Raw genomic sequence first — 17,027 nt, forward strand, 5'->3', positions numbered from 1 at the left:
GATCACTGCCTTGGGCATGGATGAGTCGCCGTTTGTCGCTATCACTCTCCCTCCTATTGGTGGGTGGAGTTCTGGCAGGGTGTAACGGTTCCCAAAATCCGCCCCAATCTGAGTCGGCGCTCCTGCCCAGACAGATTTCCGCCATCGGGCGCATTGAGCCACTCGAAGGCGTCAGCAAGGTCTCCGTTCCAAGCTCGCTGATCAACGATCCTGTCCGTGAAATTCTGATTCAAGAGGGGGATCGCGTCGAGGCCGGGCAACCTCTGGCCATCCTCGAAAGCATTGATCCCCTCAGTGCAACGGTGCGTAAATCCGAGGCTTCCCTGCAGGTTGCCCAACGCAAACTCTCAGCCCAGGAAAGCGTGATCCGGCGCTACCGCGCAAACCTGGGCCAGGCCGAGGCTGAAGCACGCCGAGCCCGTGAGTTGTTTGCTTCTGGGGCCACCAGCGCGAACAGAATGGAATCCAAAGTAGCCGAAGCCGAGAGCGCCAGCGCCCAGCTCGAACAGGCGATCGCTGATCGGGCAACCCTGGATGCCGAACTTGTCGAAAGCCGGGCCAACCTGGCGAAAGACCGAAGTGAACTAGCCAAGGCCACCATACGGGCACCCTATGCAGGCACTATCTTTAAAATCAATGCGCGCGCCGGCGATAAAGTTGGAGACTCAGGGCTTGTCGAGATGGGAAACACCAAACAAATGGGGGTGATCGCTGAGGTTTATCAAACGGACCTACCAGAAATACGTTTGGGCCAGGAGGCAACCATCACTGCCGATGGATTCCCAGGCAAGACCGGCCGAGGACGCGTCACAGAAATTTCCCGCCAGATCAGCCGCCAAAGTGTATTTAGTGGGGAATCGGGTGAAAACGTCGACCGCCGGGTTGTCGAAGTCAAGATCGCCCTTCCCGAAAACGCGATTGCAAAAGCCAGTCGGGTCAATTACCTGCAGGTGAATGTGCTGTTCGCGCCCCTAACAGCAGCGCAGCGACAGATGAGGCCGACGCAGTTATGAACCTGCTGGGCAGTCGCACACCTGTGGCATGGCTTCAACTCAGCCACCGCCCCCTCCGGCTTCTGGCCGCTATCGCTGGGGTAAGTTTCGCCAATGTGCTGGTCTTCTTCCAGCTCGGATTATCAGGTTCGCTCTACGACAGCCAAAAACGGCCCATCGATCAAATCAGTGGCCAACTGGTCCTCGTCCCGAAGCGATACACCAACCTGGGCGAACCCCTCAATTTCTCCAGGGCCCAACTCGTTCGGGTCAGAGGGGTTAAAGGTGTTGCTGGTGTCACACCTCTGTATATCGGTAAAGCCGACTGGCTCAACAGAGATACCCGTCAGAGTAAGCAAGCACTTGTCTTTGGGGTCACCCCAGAGAATCCAGCTCTGAAGCTGCCTATCCTCCAACAAAACAAAGCACTGCTCAAGCAGCCAAACACCCTCTTCTTCGATTCAGCATCAAAAAAAGCAGCTGGATCAGTCGTGCAGACCCTGGCAACAGGCAACAGCTATCTGACTGAATTGCGTGGCCAACAGGCCAAGGTGGTGGGGATCTTCAAACTCGGACTCACCTTTGCCGCCGACATCAACCTGATCATGTCTGCAGCCAACTTTCAGACCTACTTCCCTGAAAAGAGCAACGATGACATCCAATTAGGCGTGATCCAGCTCAGTGCTGGCGCTAATGAAGCCCAGGTCCAGGCAACGATCTCCAGGTTTTTGGATCCCTCACTCCAGGTGCTGACGATCCAGCAGCTCAAAGAGCGTGAAATGAGCCATTGGCAGCGCAATACCTCCTTTGGCTTGATCTTCAACCTGGGCGTGCTTGTTGGCCTAGCTGTTGGGGCAATCATTGTCTATCAGATTCTCTACTCGGACGTGGGTGATCACCTCAGCGAGTACGCCACCATGAAAGCCATCGGCTATGGCGACAACTTCGTTGTGGGGATCATTCTTCAAGAGTCCCTGCTCCTGGCAACCGTGGCCTTCTTACCCAGCGTGTTGCTTTCGATGCTGCTGTATCAAGTCCTGGTGCGTGCCACAGGGCTCCTGGTGGCCATGACCCTTGGCCGGGCCCTGTTTGTTTTTTGCCTCACCCTTGTGCTGTGCAGCGCCTCCGGATGGCTCGCCACAGGGAAGCTGCGGCGTCTTGATCCTGCCGAGGTTTTTTGATGGCCACCTCAGGGGAAAAACCCCTCGTGGAAATTGCAGGCCTAAACCATTGGTTTGAAGAGGCGGGCAGACCCAAACAGGTGCTGCGCAACATCAACCTCAGCGTGCATCCTGGGGAAATTTTGATCTTGACTGGACCCTCAGGTTCAGGCAAAACCACCCTGCTAACCATGGTGGGAGCCCTACGGGCAGCCCAAGAGGGCAGCTTGCAGATATTTGGCCAAGAGCTAAGGCAGGCGTCAAGCCAACAGCTCACGCAGTTGAGGCGCCAGGTGGGCTTCATCTTTCAAGCCCACAATCTGATGCCCTATCTCTCAGCCCTCCAAAACGTCCGGCTCGGCTTGGAGGTGCTGCCGGACTGGCTGCGGCAGGGTCGCTCCGCCATGGATGCACGTTGCCAGCAAGGGCTCGAGCAAGTGGGCCTGGGCCATCGCCTCCACTACGGCCCCGCAAAACTTTCGGGCGGCCAAAAACAACGGGTCGCCATTGCCCGGGCCTTGGTAGCGGGGCCCAAGTTGTTGCTGGCCGACGAACCCACCGCCGCCTTAGATCGCCAATCCGGCAGGGATGTGGTGGATCTGTTCCAACGCCTTGCAAAGGAGCAGCAAGCAGGAATTGTGATGGTGACCCACGACAACAAAGTGCTGGATATTGCCGATCGCATCGTGGCCCTAGAAGCCGGCGCCTTGGTGGAAGACTGACCCCAACAGCCACGCACGCCTCCAACTCATACCGAGTCCGACTTAGCCTATACTGGTTGAGCAGCCCTCCCGTGCCATGGACATCGCCAAGCCCAGCACCGCCGCCAACCTCGAGGCCGCCTTCGGCGGCGAGAGCATGGCCAACCGCAAATACCTGTTCTTCGCGGAGGTGGCCAAGCAGGTCGGCAACGCTGAGCTCGCCAAGCTGTTTCGCGACACCGCCGCCCAGGAAACCGAGCACGCCTTCGCCCACTTCCGGCTGCTCCACCCCGAGCTGGTGATCGACGATCCCGCCAGCCTCTCAGAGGCGCAGAAGCAAGCCCTGCTGAGCCGCTGCCTGGAGCTGGCGATCGAGGGCGAAACCTACGAATACACCACCATGTACCCGGAGTTCGCCGCCCAGGCCCGGGCCGACCGCGACTCCGGCGCCGAGGCGGAATTCGACGGGCAGATCGATGAATCGAAGCAGCACGCCGGCATCTTCCGCACAGCCGCCAAAAACTTCGGCCTGCTGGAGCCGATCGAGCAGCATCACGCCGAGCGCTACGGCGTCGCCCTGGAAGCTCTGCAGGGCAAGGGTGTGGCCGGCGAAGCGGCCGAGCCGGTGGCGGGCAAGTGGATCTGCAAGCTCTGCTCGATGATCTACGACCCGGCCGTGGGCGATCCCGATTCCGGCCTGGCCCCGGGCACGCCGTTTGAGGCCATCCCCGACGACTGGCGCTGCCCGATCTGTGGAGCCCGCAAGGCCAGCTTCGTGCCCTACCGCGAGCCGGAACTCCTCGCGGCCTGAGAATGCACAACTGGGCTGCACTTGTTGTAGCCCAGCACACTAAAACAACCCTTTGTCACATCTGAATCCCCTAACGAAAGCCGCCGCCCGGGTCAGTCATACCAAGCTCTTGGCGGGGCTACAGCGGATCCCTTTCGAGCTGTAACGGCAAAACGGAAACCAATCGGTAGAGACCCGGGATTGCGCATCAAGGACGCTCCAATGGCTGGAGCACGATTCGTCCGAATGACCAGCCAAGCCACGATCCGCACCTCCAGCGGTCACCACCCCCGTGGGGCGAGAGTGGCGGTGCGCTATCGCGGCTTTGTGCTGATTCCCCAGCCCGATCTCACCTGGTTGGTGCGGCCGGAGCGCAGCCCCATGCCCGTGCTTCCCTTCCGGACGCCGGCCAGCTCCCTGGAGGATGTCAAAGCCCTGATCGATTGGCGCCTGGGCGACGTGGCCTGAACGCCAGAGCAGAGTCAGGCAGCCTGGGGCGGGGGCGTGGGGTCACTGTGACCCTGGAAGGGCAGCACCAGCGTGGCCCAGTGGTCCGGACGCTGGGGGCGAACACGCCGGGCATGGCGCACACCGAACGGAACCCGCACCACGTTGGTGCCTTCAACCCTCAGGGTCTGGCCCCCGCCCGAACCGGCGTCGCCTCCGGGTCCAAAACCGTCGTTACTGCCCTTCATGATCCCCAAAATGAATGGCGCTGGCGCTGATTGTGTTGGCAAAGCGGAAATTGGCAACCCCGCCAGCCAACTCCGCGTCAAGTTGTCACAGTGTGAGGCACAACGGGATCACGGAACAGTGGCCGTTGGCACCGCTTGGGCCAGTTCCTCAACTGATGGGCAGGTGCACACCAGATGGCGGTCGCCAAAGGCGTTGTCAATCCGGGCCGCCGCCGGCCAAAACTTGCGCTGCCGTTGGGCGTCTCCAGCGGGAAACGCCGCCTGCTGGCGCGTATAAGGCCGGTCCCAGTGATCGGCGGTCACGGCGGCCACGGTGTGGGGGGCGCGCTTGAGAGGGTTGTTGAGGGGATCGGCGGCGCCGGCCTCGATCGCTGCCGCCTCCAGTCGAATCGCCACCATGGCCCCGCAGAAGCGATCGAGCTCAGCCAGCGACTCACTTTCGGTGGGCTCCACCATCACCGTGCCCGCCACGGGCCAACTCACAGTGGGGGCATGGAAGCCATAGTCCATCAGGCGCTTGGCCAGGTCGTCGACCTCCAGGCCACAGCTGCGCTTGAGCGGCCGCAGATCGAGAATGCACTCGTGGGCGACGCGTCCCCCCACACCCCGGTAGAGCACCGGAAAGTGGGGCTCGAGCCGATCGGCGATCAGGTTGGCCGCCAGCAGCGCCACCTGGCTGGCCTGGCGCAGCCCCGCACCCCCCATCATGCGGACGTACATCCAGCTGATCGGCAGGATGCTGGCGCTGCCCAGCGGTGCCGCCGCCACCGGACCCACCGCAGCCCCGCTCTGGCCTGAAGCTCCGGGCAGAAAGGGCACCAGATGCTCCGCCACCGCGATCGGCCCCACCCCCGGGCCGCCGCCGCCATGGGGAATGCAGAAGGTCTTGTGCAGGTTGAGGTGGCACACATCAGCCCCGTAGAGGCCGGGCTTGCACAGGCCCACCTGGGCGTTGAGGTTGGCGCCATCCAGATACACCTGACCGCCGCGGGCGTGCACCAGCTCGCAGATGCGGCGGATGGCCGGCTCAAACACCCCATGGGTGGAGGGATAGGTGACCATCAACGCCGCCAGGCGCTCGGCGTGGGCCTCGGCCTTGGTCTCCAGGTCGGCCAGATCAATGTTGCCCTGGTCATCGCAGGCCACCGGCACCACCTGCAGTCCGGCCATCACCGCACTGGCGGGGTTGGTGCCATGGGCGCTGGTGGGGATCAGGCACACCGTGCGATGGGCGTCGCCGCGGCTGCGATGCCAGGCCCGGATCGCCAGCAGGCCGGCGTACTCCCCCTGGGAGCCGGCGTTGGGCTGCAGCGAGACACCCGCAAAGCCGGTGATCGCGGCGAGCCAGCGCTCCAGGTCGGCCGCCAGGTGCCGATAGCCGGCGGTCTGATCAGACGGTGCCAGGGGGTGCAGCTGGCTGAAGGCCGGCCAGCTCACCGGCGCCAGCTCGGCGGCGGCATTGAGCTTCATGGTGCAGCTGCCCAGGGGAATCATCCCGTGCACCAGGGAGAGATCCTGGGCCACCAGCTGCTGGATGTAGCGCAGAAGCTCGGTTTCGCTGCGGTAGCGCTGGAAGGGCTCCTGCTGCAGCCAGGCCCCCTGGCGGAGGGGGATGCCGGAGACGGATGCAGGGCTGTTTGCGCATTCAAGGTTGTGCAACGTGCTGTTGCACAGCTCCCGGGCCTGGTCCACCCGAGCCTGAGCCGCGGCGCCCCCGTCGCCCAAGGCCAGCGCCGCGAGCAGCCGATCCAGCTCCTCAGCGTTGCTGCATTCATCGAGGCTGATGCCCACACCGCCTTCGGCCTGGTGCAGGTTGAAGCCCGCCGCCAGGGCGCCCGCCAGCAGCGCCTCGGCCTGGGCTGGCGGCACCGGCAGCCACAGCGTGTCGAAGCCAGCACCCGCCAGCAACGGCAGCCCCAGGGCTTCCAGCCCGGCGGCCAGGGCCTGACGCAGCCCCTGGATGCGGCGGGCGATCGCCTCCAACCCCTCAGGGCCGTGGTGCACGGCGTAGAAACCGGCCATCACCGCCAGCAACACCTGGGCGGTGCAGATGTTGCTGGTGGCTTTGTCGCGGCGGATGTGCTGCTCGCGGGTTTGCAGCGCCAACCGCAAAGCGGGCCGGCCCTCGGCATCCACGGAGCGGCCCACCAGCCGTCCGGGGATCTGGCGCTTGTAGGCCTCGCGGGTGGCGAAGAACGCGGCATGGGGCCCACCAAACCCCACCGGCACCCCCAGGCGCTGGGTGCTGCCAATGGCGATGTCGGCCCCCAGCTCGCCTACCGGCGCCAGCAGCACTTGGGCCAGGGGATCCACCCCCACCGCACTGATCACGCCCAGCTCTGCGGCGGCGCACAACAGGGGCTGGGGATCCCAGAGGCGACCGCGCCGGCCCGGCAGCTGGATCAGCAGGCCAAAGACATCCTCGGGAACCACATCGGCCGCAGCGGCACCGGCAGCCAGCTGCTGGGCCACGGCCTCGGCCGCCACCAATTCCAGGCTGAGGCCTAGTGGCTCGGCCCGGGTTTGCAGCACCGCCAGGGTTTGAGGAAACACCTCGGCATCAACCCAGAAGCGCCGCGCCTGGCTGCGGCGTCCCACCGCCAGCGCCAGCGCCATCGCTTCGGCAGCAGCCGTGGCCTCATCCAGCAGGGAGGCGTTGGCGATCGGCAAGCCGGTGAGCTCGCTGATCAGGGTTTGAAAATTGAGCAGGGCCTCGAGGCGCCCCTGGGCGATCTCGGCCTGGTAGGGCGTGTAGGCGGTGTACCAGGCGGGATTTTCGAACACCTGCCGCTGAATCACCGCTGGCGTGGCGGTGGCGTAGTAGCCCTGGCCAATCAAGGAGCGCAGCACAGTGTTGCCGCCGGCAATCGCCGTCAGCTCCGCCAGGGCCTGGGCCTCACTGCAGGGCTGCGGCAGCCCTTGCAACGCCACCTCGGGGGGGAGCAGCAGATCGGCGGGCACCACCTGGGCTGAGAGGTCTTCGATGCTGGCGGCGCCCAGCTCCGCCAGCATCCGCCGCAGCTCCTCAGCACTGGGGCCGATGTGGCGCCCCACAAAGGACAGATCTGCGTCCAGCGTGCCTCCCATTAGGCTCCCTGCAGCTTAGCGGCGTAGGTGGCCGCATCCATCAAGCCATCGAGCTGGCCGGGATCACTGGGCTCGAGCATCAGCAGCCAGCCCTCGCCGTAGGGGTCGTTCTGCAACTCCTCCGGACTGGCCAACACCGCTTCATTGCGGGCCACCACAACGCCGCTCACCGGCGCCAGCAGATCCTCCACGGCCTTCACCGACTCGACACTGCCGAAGCTGACACCCTGCTGCAGGCTGGCGCCCACCTCGGGAAGCTCCACAAACACGATGTCGCCGAGCTGGTCGATGGCAAAGGCACTCAGGCCCAGCCGCAGCCGCCCCCCCTCGGGGCACACGGTTTCGTGGCTGTCGGCGTAGCGGCGATCGTCGGGATAGCTGAGCGCCATCGCGGAAACGGAAAGTGGCCCCAGTTTGTCCGACCTGGCGCGATCGAGCGCGGCGAGGTCTGCACCCACTGGCACAGCGCTCCCCAATTCCGTACAAGTTGTACGGAATTCAGACGCTCCTTTCGCGAAGGGTTGGTGCATCCAACAGCCCAACCCCGTGAAGCGCCAGCAGGGCTCGGTCCAGGGCGATCTGGGCATGGGCCCGGTGGGTGCCGCCCTGGGCGAAAAGCACATAGGGCTCCCGCAGCGGTGCATCGGCCGACCACTCGCTGGTGCTGCCATCGATGAAGGTGCCGCCGGCCATCACCAGATCGCTGGCATAACCAGGCATCGGCGCCGGCACCGGATCGAGATAGGCGCCCACCGGCGAGGCGGCCTGAAAGGCCCGACACACCACCTTGAGCCGCTCGGGATCGCCCAGCCGCACCGCCTGGATCACATCGCTGCGGGGTGCACCGGGCAGGGGGTTCACCGCATAGCCCAGATCGCTGAACACCTGGGCCACCAGCTCACTGCAGATCAGGGCCTCCGCCACCATCTGAGGAGCCAGAAACAGCCCCTGAAACAACAGGCGGTTGAGGTCGAAGCTGGTGCCGCCCTCGCCACCGATGCCCGGGGCGGTGAGGCGGCAGCAGGCCTGCTCCACCAGCTCAGCCCGGCCCGCCACATAGCCGCCGGTGGGGGCGATGGTGCCGCCGAGATTTTTGATCAGAGAGCCGGCGATCAGATCGGCACCCACCGCCGTGGGCTCCTGGTCTTCGACCAGCTCGCCATAGCAGTTGTCCACAAACACCACGCAGCCAGGCTGCAGCGCCTTGACCCGGGCGCACAGCCTGCCGATCTCCGCCACCGACAGCGACGGCCGCCAGCTGTAGCCGCAGCTGCGCTGAATCAGCACCATGCGCGTAGGCGGCGCCAGGGCCGCCTCGAGCCCGGCGTCATCCACAAGGCCCGCCGCGGTGAGGGGCAGTTCGTCGTAGGTGATGCCGAACTCCGCCAGGGATCCCTGGCCGCTGCCACGGATGCCGATCACTTCCTCAAGGGTGTCGTAGGGGCGGCCGGTGAGGGCCAGCAGGCGATCGCCGGGGCGCAGCACACCAAACAGCGCCGCCGCGATGGCGTGGGTGCCGCTGACGAACTGGAGCCGCACCGCCGCGGCTTCCGCCTGCAGCACCCGGGCCGCCACCCGATCCAACACCTCCCGGCCCTGGTCGCCATGGCCGTAGCCGCTCACCGACGCAAAGTGCTGCACCCCCAGCCGCTCGGCGGCGAAGGCCTCCAGCACCCGGGCCAGCCGCGGCTGCACGGCATCGGTGTGGCGGGCAGCGGCGCTGGCCGTGGCAGCAACCGCAGCGGCCACCCGTTCTGCAGCCCAGTCGGTCATCCCCTTGCCATGCGGCCAGGCTCCATGTTGCCGGGCACTGCGCAGTTAGATTTCTCGCCGCTGTCCCACGGCGCCATTGCCAAGGCGTTACCGGGCATGCATCACCCGGAGAATGCGTTGGTTCTGAGTACTGATCCGGCCCGCCACAACCGTGACACCAACGGTGCAGCGCCAGGCCTGAATGCCCAGGTTCTGAAGGTCGAAGCCCCCAGCACCGCAGCCCCCAGCAGTCAGGACGAGCTCCGCATCCGTGCGTCGCTGGTTTCTGCACGCGATCCCCTGCCGCCGCGGCAACGCAAATTCAAGACCGGCACCACCGGCTTCATGCTGGCGATGCACGTGGGGGCGGTGTTTGCCCTGCTGCCGCGCTTCTGGAGCTGGCAGGCCGTGGTGGTGCTGGCCGTTCTGTATTGGACGACCGTGCTGGGCGTGACCCTGGGCCTGCACCGGCTGGTGACCCACCGCAGCTTCAGCGCCCCCCAATGGCTGGAGCGCCTGCTGGTGCTGATGGGAGCCCTGGCCTGTCAGAGCGGCCCGATCGAGTGGGTGGGGCTGCACCGCCACCACCACAAGTATTCCGACCAACCCAACGACCACCACGACGCCGGCCGCGGCCTGTGGTGGGCCCACAGCGCCTGGATGCTGCATGAGATTCCGGCCCTGCAGCACGTGCAGCGGCTCACCGGCGACCTGCAGCGCGACCCCTTCTACCGCTGGCTCGACCGCTGGTTTCTGCTGCTGCAGCTTCCCCTCGCCGCCGGCCTCTACTGGTATGGCAACGCTGCCCAGGTGCACGGCGGTGGCCTGGGCCTGGTGCTCTGGGCGATCCCACTGCGGCTTGTGATCGTGTATCACGTCACCTGGCTGGTGAATTCCGCCACCCACTTCTGCGGCTACCGCAACTTCGACTGCCCCGACCGCTCCCGCAATTGCTGGTGGGTGGCGATCCTCAGCTTCGGCGAGGGCTGGCACAACAACCACCACGCCTTCCCCCATTCGGCGCGCCACGGCCTGCGCTGGTTTGAATTCGACATCACCTGGCAGCACATCAAGCTGCTGCGGGCTCTGGGCTGGGCCAAGCGGATGCGGGTGGCCAGCTACCGGTCGTCCTGAAGGCCGCCACTCAACAGGCTGCAGCCCGGATCGCGCAACTGCTGCCGGATCGCCGCCGCCAGATCCAGCTGACCGCGGCCGGTCTCGCCCACCACGCCCATGGCCCGCGCCTGCTGGCGCAGCAACTCCAGAAACTGATCCGGCCCCAGATCTCCCTCACCCGTCGCCCCGAGCCGGGCCAGGGTGCGGCGCAGATCGGGGAGTTCGCTGTCGAGTTCGGCGGCCGAAAAATCTCGCTGGCCGGCCATCACCTCGGCGAAACGCTCCCGCCGCTGGCGCTTCTCCACCGGATAGGCCGCCATCAGTTGATCGCGGCAGAGGCGCCAGGGCTGACCAGCCGTGAACAACTGGGACAGCGCCGCACTCAACGGCCCTGCCTCGTCGCTGGTAATGCGCAGGTCGAAGGCCACCGGCGGCTGGCGCAGCCCCACAAACACCTCCAGCAGCTCGCCCGGGCCCAGCACCGGAGCGCCCTCATCCTGAACAGGAAGGGCCGAGGTTTCCAGAGCCAGCACCAGTTCGGGGCTATCGGCCAGCCGCTGGCGCAGGCCTTCACCCAGGGTGCCCCCCCGCACCTCAGCGGCGAGCAACTGGTTGATGCGGCCCAGCGCCAGGAACACCTCCGGCCCCGGGGACGCCAACTTGCCGTTGCGCAACATCGACAGCTGGGAGTTGTGGACCCGGCCCAGATCCAGGGCCTCCGCCAGGGCCGGCAAGACCCGATGCGACCAGCCGTTGCGCTCGTGCCACACCTTGATCAGATGGGCGAACGCAACCCTGCCGGAGAGGAGATCTTCCCGATATCCCACGCGATACGGATCCGTATTGCTACTATTGTAGCGATCAGTTCGGAGTCGGTCCGCATGGCCGCGCCAGTTAAGCCAGCCGCACCAGTTAAGCCAGCCACCTATCGCCTGGCCACCCGCAAGCCTGCCCTCATCAATAAGGGCGTCAGCGGGCAAAGGCGGGCCGAGGCCCTGCACCGGCCGCGCCATCGCGACGCCGTCAGCAGCCAGGGGTCGAAAACCACCCCCTGGGTCACCATCGGCTTCATGGCCGTCATCCACGTGCTGGCGGTGGTGGCCCTGCTGCCCCAGTTCTGGAGCGTGCCGGCCCTGGCCAGCTTCCTGGTGCTCTATTGGGTCACCGCCTGCCTGGGCGTGACCATCGGCTACCACCGGCTGCTCAGCCACCGCGCCTTCCGCGTGCCCCAGTGGCTGGAGCGCTTCTTCGCCACCTGCGGCGCCCTCAGCTGCCAGCACGGCCCGATCGACTGGGTGGGCCTGCACCGGCACCACCACAAGTTTTCTGATACCGACGTGGATCACCACACCAGCCTCAAGGGCTTCTGGTGGAGCCACATGGGCTGGATGTTTGCCCCCATCCCCGCCATGGGGGCGGTGCCCCGCCTCACCGGCGACCTGGCCAAGGATCCCTACTACCGCTGGCTGAACAACAACTTCCTGCTGCTGCAGATCCCCCTGGCCGCCCTGCTCTTCTGGATCGGCACCGCCACGGGTGCCGGCGGCTGGGGCCTGGTGCTGTGGGGCATCCCCTTGCGCCTGGTGATCGTCTACCACTGCACCTGGCTGGTGAATTCGGCCACCCACCTCTGGGGTGAGGTGAGCCACGACAGCGGCGACGGCTCCCGCAACAACGCCTGGGTGGCGGCGCTCACCTTCGGCGAGGGCTGGCACAACAACCACCACGCCTATCCCCATTCGGCCCGCCACGGCTTCGGCCGACAGATCGATCTCACCTGGCAGCACATCCGGCTGATGCGGGCCCTGGGCCTGGCTCACCAGGTGCGCCTGCCCGCTGCGGCCGCCAGAGCGGGAAGCAGGGGCTGAGACCTTCATAGAATGCATGGATGAAGGGTGATTCCCATGCAGTTCACGCTTGAGGTCGAAAGGGAAGCAGACGGCCGCTGGCTTGCTGAGGTTGCTCAGCTGCCAGGCGCGCTCGCTTACGGGGCCTCAGCAGATGAAGCAATGACGAAAGCCGAAGCCCTCGCCCTGCGAGCCCTGGCCGAGCAACTTGAGCATGGGGAAGCTGTGCCTCGCGACATCAGCATCGTGGTCCCAACTGCGGCATGAGCCAGTGGCCGTCGGTCAAAGCCAGGAGAGTTTTGGCGGCCTTGATGAACCTTGGCTGGAGGGTCAAACGCCAGAGCGGTTCGCATCAAACCTTGTGCCGTGAAGGCTAGTCCGACGTCGTTTTTGCCTTCCACGATGGGGAGGAAATCGGTCCTCGCATGCTCGCCAGGATTGCCAAACACACTGGACTGAAACCCGAACACCTTTAATGCGCTAGTGGCCCCACTCCAGCTGAAGGTCCAGGGCCCACAGCTCAAGGGGACACGACGGAAGGATTCACGCCGGTAGCGCCGGAGAGATCGGCGTAGCGCTTGTTCAGCGCAGCGATTCGGCCTCAGTCATCAGCGGGCATGGGCACCGCTGGGAGATGGCGGCACAGGGGGGCCACACACACTGATCTAATCTGAGAGGTCGCATCCCGTTAAATCGTCAGTTATCCCATGGCCAAGCGCGTTCAAGTCGTCCTCAACGCAGACGTTCTCAGCCTGGGTAAGGACGGGGATCTGGTGGACGTGGCCCCGGGTTATGCCCGCAACTTCCTGGTGCCCACCGGCAAGGCCGTGCCCGTCACCGCCGCGGTGCTGCGCCAGGTGGAGGCCCGCCGGGCCAAGGAAGCGGAGCGTCAGGCTGCCCTCAAAGCTGAAGCGGTTGCCTTCCGCACCGCCCTCGACACCATCGGCCGCTTCACCGTCAAGAAGCAAACCGGTGGCGACGACGTGCTGTTCGGCACCGTGACCAACGGCGACGTGGCCGAAGCCATCGAAGCCGCCACCAAGAAAGAAGTGGATCGCCGCGACATCCTGGTGCCGGAGATCCACCGCACCGGCGCCTACAAGGTGCAGGTCAAGCTCCACCCTGAAGTCACCGCCGAGATCAACCTGGAAGTGGTCAGCCACTAACGCCCCCAGCCTCCTAGGCGTCCGAGCCACCCCACCCGTGGGGTGGCTTTTTGCTGAACACCCCAGCGGCAGCGCCCAATCGCTGGTCAAACCACGCCTAACCCGGCAGGATGGACAACCCGGCGTTCCTGCCCTCCAAAGCCGATGGTGAGCGTTCCCCTCAACCCGCCCGGCCGCGAGCGCGCCGGTAGTCCCAAGGGCGGGCGCAACGGCGATGCCGAGGCGCGCTTTGAGGCCCTGCCCGACTCCGTGCCCCCCCAGAACCTGGAGGCCGAGGAGGCCGTGCTGGGCGGAATCCTGCTCGACCCCGATGCCATCGGCCGCGTGGCCGACGTGCTGCAGCCGGAAGCCTTCTACCTCTCCGCCCACCGCGAGATCTACCGCACAGCGGTGATGCTGCACAGCCAGGGCAAGCCCACAGACCTGACGGCCATGTGCGCCTGGTTGGCCGACACCGGCGCCCTCGAAAAAGTGGGCGGCCAGGGCCGGCTGGTGGAGCTCGTGGAGCGGATCACCTCCACCGCCTCGATCGACCAGGTGGCCCGCCTGGTGATGGACAAGTTTCTGCGGCGCCAGCTGATCCGCTCCGGCAACGAGGTGATCGCCCTGGGCTTCGACCAGAGCAAGCCGATGGAGCAGGTGCTCGATGAGGCCGAGCAGAAGATCTTCGCCATCAGCCAGGAGAAACCCAGCACGGGTCTCACCCCCACCGCCGAGATCCTCACCAGCACCTTCAACGAGATCGAGAGCCGCTCGCTGGGCACCGCCGTCGCTGGCATCCCCTGCAACTTCTACGACCTCGATGCCATCACCCAGGGACTGCAGCGCAGCGACCTGATCATCGTGGCGGGCCGGCCGGCGATGGGCAAAACCTCGATCGTGCTCAACATCGCCAAGAACGTCGCCCAGATCCACGCCCTGCCGGTGTGCGTGTTCTCGCTGGAGATGAGCAAGGAGCAGCTCACCTATCGCCTGCTGTCGATGGAGGTGGGGATCGAGAGCGGCCGGCTGCGCACCGGCCGGTTGCAACAGGAGGAATGGCCCCTGCTGGGCCAGGGCATCAACAGCCTCGGCCAACTTCCCCTGTTCCTCGACGACAAACCCAACTCCGGCGTGCTGGAGATGCGCTCGCTCTGCCGCCGGCTGATGGCCGAAACCGGCAAGGAGCTGGGCCTGATCGTGATCGACTACCTGCAGCTGATGGAGGGCTCCACCCCCGACAACCGGGTGCAGGAGCTCTCGCGCATCACCCGGGGCCTCAAGGGCATGGCCCGCGAGCTCAACGTGCCGGTGATCGCCCTATCCCAGCTGAGCCGCGGCGTCGAATCGCGCACCAACAAGCGACCTATGCTGAGCGATCTACGCGAATCGGGGTCGATCGAGCAGGACGCCGACCTGGTGCTGATGATCTACCGCGACGAGTACTACAACCCCGAAACCGCCGACCGGGGCATCACCGAAGTGATCGTGACCAAGCACCGCAACGGACCGGTGGGCACCGTGAAACTGCTGTTTGAGCCCCAGTTCACCCGGTTCCGCAATCTGGCTGCGTAATGACCATCCCCGTATTCACCGTATTCAGCGGTCATACCTATCGGCCGATCTACGTCGAGCGGCTTCAGCGCATGCTGACGCGCCACATGCCAGCGGATCATCATCTCACCGTGCTTTGCGACGCGGCGACCCAGCCAGCTGTTGCGAATCTCGGATTGCCACATTGCCGCCTTGAAGAACGGGGCCTCAAGGGGTTCTGCAGCAAGATCCAGCTTTTCAATCCAGACCTCACCGGCACAACACCCTTCCTCTATTTCGACATCACGCTGGTGGTGCGCTCCAGCCTTGAGCCACTTCTGCACTTCGCTTCCACCAGCAAATTTGACGTAATCGGCGTACGTGACTGGAACTACCCAACCCTCAACTCCTGCCTGATGCACCTGCGTCCCGGAGCCGCCACTGCACGCGTGTGGCAGTCGTATCTGGAGGGCGAAAATCACGGAACCCCTGGCCCGAACCAGAACTTCATCTACCGAGTGCTGCAACAACACTGCCCTGAAACAATCGGCTTCTGGCCCGAGGGCCTTGTGGCTTCCTACCGGGAGCTACGCAAGAAAGCCCGTCACGATCCCAGCACCGCGGAACAGGCCCATCTAGCCGCGTGCGTGCTCAAGTTTCACGGGCGACCGCGCCCCCACGAGGTGCTGAGCCCTTGGCGCCATCCATCGCAGACAGTGCTCAAGCACCCCTTCCGACCAGATCTCTGGAGCTACCTGGCCGACGACATCCACGCCCACTGGTGTTGAGGCCTGCTGGGCTGAGCACCTGGCTCAAGCCAGCCGCCGCAAATCCACCGAGGGCGCACAGCCAAACTCCTGGCGGTAATCCCGGCTGAAACTGGAAAAATTGATGTAGCCGCAAGCCAGGCTCACCTGCTGAACCGTGGTGCCGGGAGGGGCCTCCAGCAGCGTCTGCCGGGCCTTGGTGAGCCGCCTGCGCCTCACCCATTGCATCGGCCCGCAGCCAAAACGCTTGTTGAAGGCGTATTGCAGGGCGCGCCGGCTGTAGCGGCTGCGCTCCTCCAGTTCGCTCAAGCCGAGAGCACGGAGGCAGTTGGCATCAATCCACTCAAGCAATTGCTCAAACCACGACTCCTGCCCCAAGGAGCGCGCCGCGGGCACCACCAGCGCCTCCCCCAGGCCCGGCAGCATCAGCAACAACAACTGCCGCACGAGCAGATCATCGAGTCGCAGGATCTCCGGCACCGTCGGCTGCATCTGCAGCACCGATTCCACAAACCCGAAGAAGCGATAAAGGCCGTTGAGGATGGGGCCACCGTGGCGATCGCTGGTGCAAAGAGGCGCGGTGATCTGCAGAGCCGACGCCAACGATGTCTGCGGCACACGACCTCACCCATGACGCTGGCCGTTCTCAGCAGCAGGGGGGCCGGAACCAACAGGGAGAGCCCCGCCAACAAGGGCGACTGCGACTGCAGCTGCCAGCCCACAGGCGGGATGTGCAGGATGTTTGCGCCGTAGGAGTTGCTGTAGGGCTTGCCCTCGATGCTGTAGGCCCCAACGCAATCCTGATAGGGGAGCATGAAGGTGGACTGCTCCACCGCCTCAGCTGACGTGACCCCCTTTACTGGTCCAGTTCTTATGAGAGCTGATGGGGTGATCAAGCCGCTTTCCATTGCTGGAGGACTTCCAGGGGCGTACGCCCCTGGAGAGCCGAATGCGGTCTGTAGACGTTGTACTCGATTCGGTGCTGTCCTGCCAACAGCCTGGCTTCCTGCACCGTGGTGAACAGTTCGATGTATGGCCTCCGGCCGGCTTCGCCTACAGGAACTCGTCCCTAAATCGGCCGTTGAACGACTCCACAAATGGGTTCTCCCAGGGTGAGCCCGGCGGGATATACGCCGTTCCCATACCACTGCCTGTGCACCACTCCTGCAGGGCATGGGCAATGAACTCAGGTCCATTGTCCATCCGCAGGTGGGTGGGCGGTGGATACAGCTTGAGCAGCTCCTCGATCGTGTCGATCACATCCACAGCCTGACAGCGGCGGCCCACCCGAATCGCCAGGCAGACACGGCTGTACTCGTCGATCACGTTCAGGAACTTGAGCGTGCGGCCATCCATCGTCTGGTCGAACTGGAAGTCGATCGCCCACACGTGGTGCGGGTATTCGGCCCTCAGGAGATCTCTGGATCCGTCTGTGGGCCTTG

General features: G+C 65.0%; 19 protein-coding genes. 11 read left to right on the top strand and 8 right to left on the bottom strand.

Annotated features, from left to right (window positions below):
• Positions 1–20 precede the first annotated feature (20 nt).
• The 5 genes from KBY70_RS12700 (at position 21) to KBY70_RS12725 (ending at position 4,111) form a co-directional block, all read left to right on the top strand.
• Positions 21–1,013 carry an efflux RND transporter periplasmic adaptor subunit gene (locus KBY70_RS12700; protein WP_254988741.1) on the top strand — a complete coding sequence of 331 codons (993 nt, stop codon included), beginning with the start codon at positions 21–23 and terminating at the stop codon, positions 1,011–1,013.
• Positions 1,010–2,173 (top strand): ABC transporter permease DevC, encoded by a 1,164-nt coding sequence (gene devC, locus KBY70_RS12705; RefSeq protein WP_254988742.1) that lies wholly within the window; start codon positions 1,010–1,012, stop codon positions 2,171–2,173. Before KBY70_RS12700 ends, devC begins: the two co-directional genes overlap by 4 nt.
• Positions 2,173–2,874: an ATP-binding cassette domain-containing protein gene (locus tag KBY70_RS12710; protein WP_254988743.1), complete on the top strand. Its 702-nt coding sequence runs from the start codon at positions 2,173–2,175 to the stop codon at positions 2,872–2,874. The genes devC and KBY70_RS12710 overlap by 1 nt, the downstream gene beginning before the upstream one ends.
• 76 nt (positions 2,875–2,950) lie before the next feature.
• Entirely contained in the window at positions 2,951–3,664 is a 714-nt protein-coding gene (locus tag KBY70_RS14420; RefSeq protein WP_261356135.1) for a rubrerythrin family protein, read from the top strand.
• Positions 3,665–3,889: 225 nt separating this feature from the next.
• Positions 3,890–4,111, top strand: coding sequence for a hypothetical protein (locus tag KBY70_RS12725; RefSeq protein WP_254988744.1), 222 nt, complete (start codon positions 3,890–3,892; stop codon positions 4,109–4,111).
• A 14-nt stretch (positions 4,112–4,125) separates the two neighbouring features.
• Here KBY70_RS12725 and KBY70_RS12730 read toward each other — a convergent pair whose 3' ends face one another.
• From KBY70_RS12730 to KBY70_RS12745, 4 genes are all read right to left on the bottom strand, one after another.
• Positions 4,126–4,338, bottom strand: a complete 213-nt coding sequence (locus tag KBY70_RS12730) for a hypothetical protein (RefSeq protein ID WP_094561260.1) — start codon at positions 4,336–4,338, stop codon at positions 4,126–4,128.
• 108 nt (positions 4,339–4,446) lie between these two features.
• The gene (gene gcvP / locus KBY70_RS12735) at positions 4,447–7,425 is read right to left on the bottom strand and encodes an aminomethyl-transferring glycine dehydrogenase (protein WP_254988745.1); all 2,979 of its coding nucleotides are present in this window, start codon (positions 7,423–7,425) and stop codon (positions 4,447–4,449) included.
• Positions 7,425–7,814, bottom strand: a complete 390-nt coding sequence (gene gcvH, locus KBY70_RS12740; RefSeq protein ID WP_094561262.1) for a glycine cleavage system protein GcvH — start codon at positions 7,812–7,814, stop codon at positions 7,425–7,427. Before gcvH ends, gcvP begins: the two co-directional genes overlap by 1 nt.
• A 109-nt stretch (positions 7,815–7,923) precedes the next feature.
• Positions 7,924–9,198, bottom strand: a complete 1,275-nt coding sequence (locus KBY70_RS12745; protein ID WP_094561263.1) for an aminotransferase class I/II-fold pyridoxal phosphate-dependent enzyme — start codon at positions 9,196–9,198, stop codon at positions 7,924–7,926.
• 246 nt (positions 9,199–9,444) lie between these two features.
• On the opposite strand from KBY70_RS12745, the gene KBY70_RS12750 reads away from it, so the two are divergent.
• Positions 9,445–10,311, top strand: coding sequence for an acyl-CoA desaturase (locus tag KBY70_RS12750; RefSeq protein WP_369802053.1), 867 nt, complete (start codon positions 9,445–9,447; stop codon positions 10,309–10,311).
• Here KBY70_RS12750 and KBY70_RS12755 read toward each other — a convergent pair.
• Entirely contained in the window at positions 10,296–11,120 is an 825-nt protein-coding gene (locus KBY70_RS12755) for a hypothetical protein (protein WP_094561264.1), read from the bottom strand. The genes KBY70_RS12750 and KBY70_RS12755 overlap by 16 nt on opposite strands.
• A gap of 54 nt (positions 11,121–11,174) precedes the next feature.
• Between KBY70_RS12755 and KBY70_RS12760 the strand changes: the two genes are divergently transcribed.
• The 5 genes from KBY70_RS12760 (at position 11,175) to KBY70_RS12785 (ending at position 15,606) form a co-directional block, all read left to right on the top strand.
• Complete coding sequence (locus KBY70_RS12760) at positions 11,175–12,161, top strand: acyl-CoA desaturase (protein ID WP_254988746.1); 987 nt, start codon at positions 11,175–11,177, stop codon at positions 12,159–12,161.
• Positions 12,162–12,197: 36 nt separating this feature from the next.
• On the top strand, positions 12,198–12,407 hold the full coding sequence (locus KBY70_RS12765; RefSeq protein ID WP_094561266.1) for a type II toxin-antitoxin system HicB family antitoxin: 210 nt from the start codon (positions 12,198–12,200) through the stop codon (positions 12,405–12,407).
• 440 nt (positions 12,408–12,847) lie between these two features.
• Positions 12,848–13,306, top strand: a complete 459-nt coding sequence (gene rplI / locus KBY70_RS12775; protein ID WP_254988748.1) for a 50S ribosomal protein L9 — start codon at positions 12,848–12,850, stop codon at positions 13,304–13,306.
• A gap of 144 nt (positions 13,307–13,450) precedes the next feature.
• Positions 13,451–14,860 carry a replicative DNA helicase gene (gene dnaB, locus KBY70_RS12780; RefSeq protein ID WP_254988749.1) on the top strand — a complete coding sequence of 470 codons (1,410 nt, stop codon included), beginning with the start codon at positions 13,451–13,453 and terminating at the stop codon, positions 14,858–14,860.
• Positions 14,860–15,606, top strand: a complete 747-nt coding sequence (locus tag KBY70_RS12785) for a hypothetical protein (protein WP_254988750.1) — start codon at positions 14,860–14,862, stop codon at positions 15,604–15,606. The genes dnaB and KBY70_RS12785 overlap by 1 nt, the downstream gene beginning before the upstream one ends.
• A 24-nt stretch (positions 15,607–15,630) precedes the next feature.
• Here the strand turns inward: KBY70_RS12785 and KBY70_RS12790 are convergent, their stop codons facing one another.
• The 3 genes from KBY70_RS12790 to KBY70_RS12795 all read right to left on the bottom strand — a co-directional run.
• Entirely contained in the window at positions 15,631–16,188 is a 558-nt protein-coding gene (locus KBY70_RS12790) for an AraC family transcriptional regulator (RefSeq protein ID WP_254988751.1), read from the bottom strand.
• A gap of 289 nt (positions 16,189–16,477) precedes the next feature.
• The gene (locus KBY70_RS14600) at positions 16,478–16,615 is read right to left on the bottom strand and encodes an integrase core domain-containing protein (RefSeq protein WP_409996066.1); all 138 of its coding nucleotides are present in this window, start codon (positions 16,613–16,615) and stop codon (positions 16,478–16,480) included.
• Positions 16,616–16,638: 23 nt separating this feature from the next.
• The coding region (locus tag KBY70_RS12795) for a DDE-type integrase/transposase/recombinase (protein WP_254988752.1) at positions 16,639–17,027 on the bottom strand (389 nt) is incomplete at its 5' end.

Origin of the sequence: Cyanobium sp. ATX 6E8, assembly GCF_024346335.1 — a bacterium.
GTDB lineage: Bacteria > Cyanobacteriota > Cyanobacteriia > PCC-6307 > Cyanobiaceae > Cyanobium_A.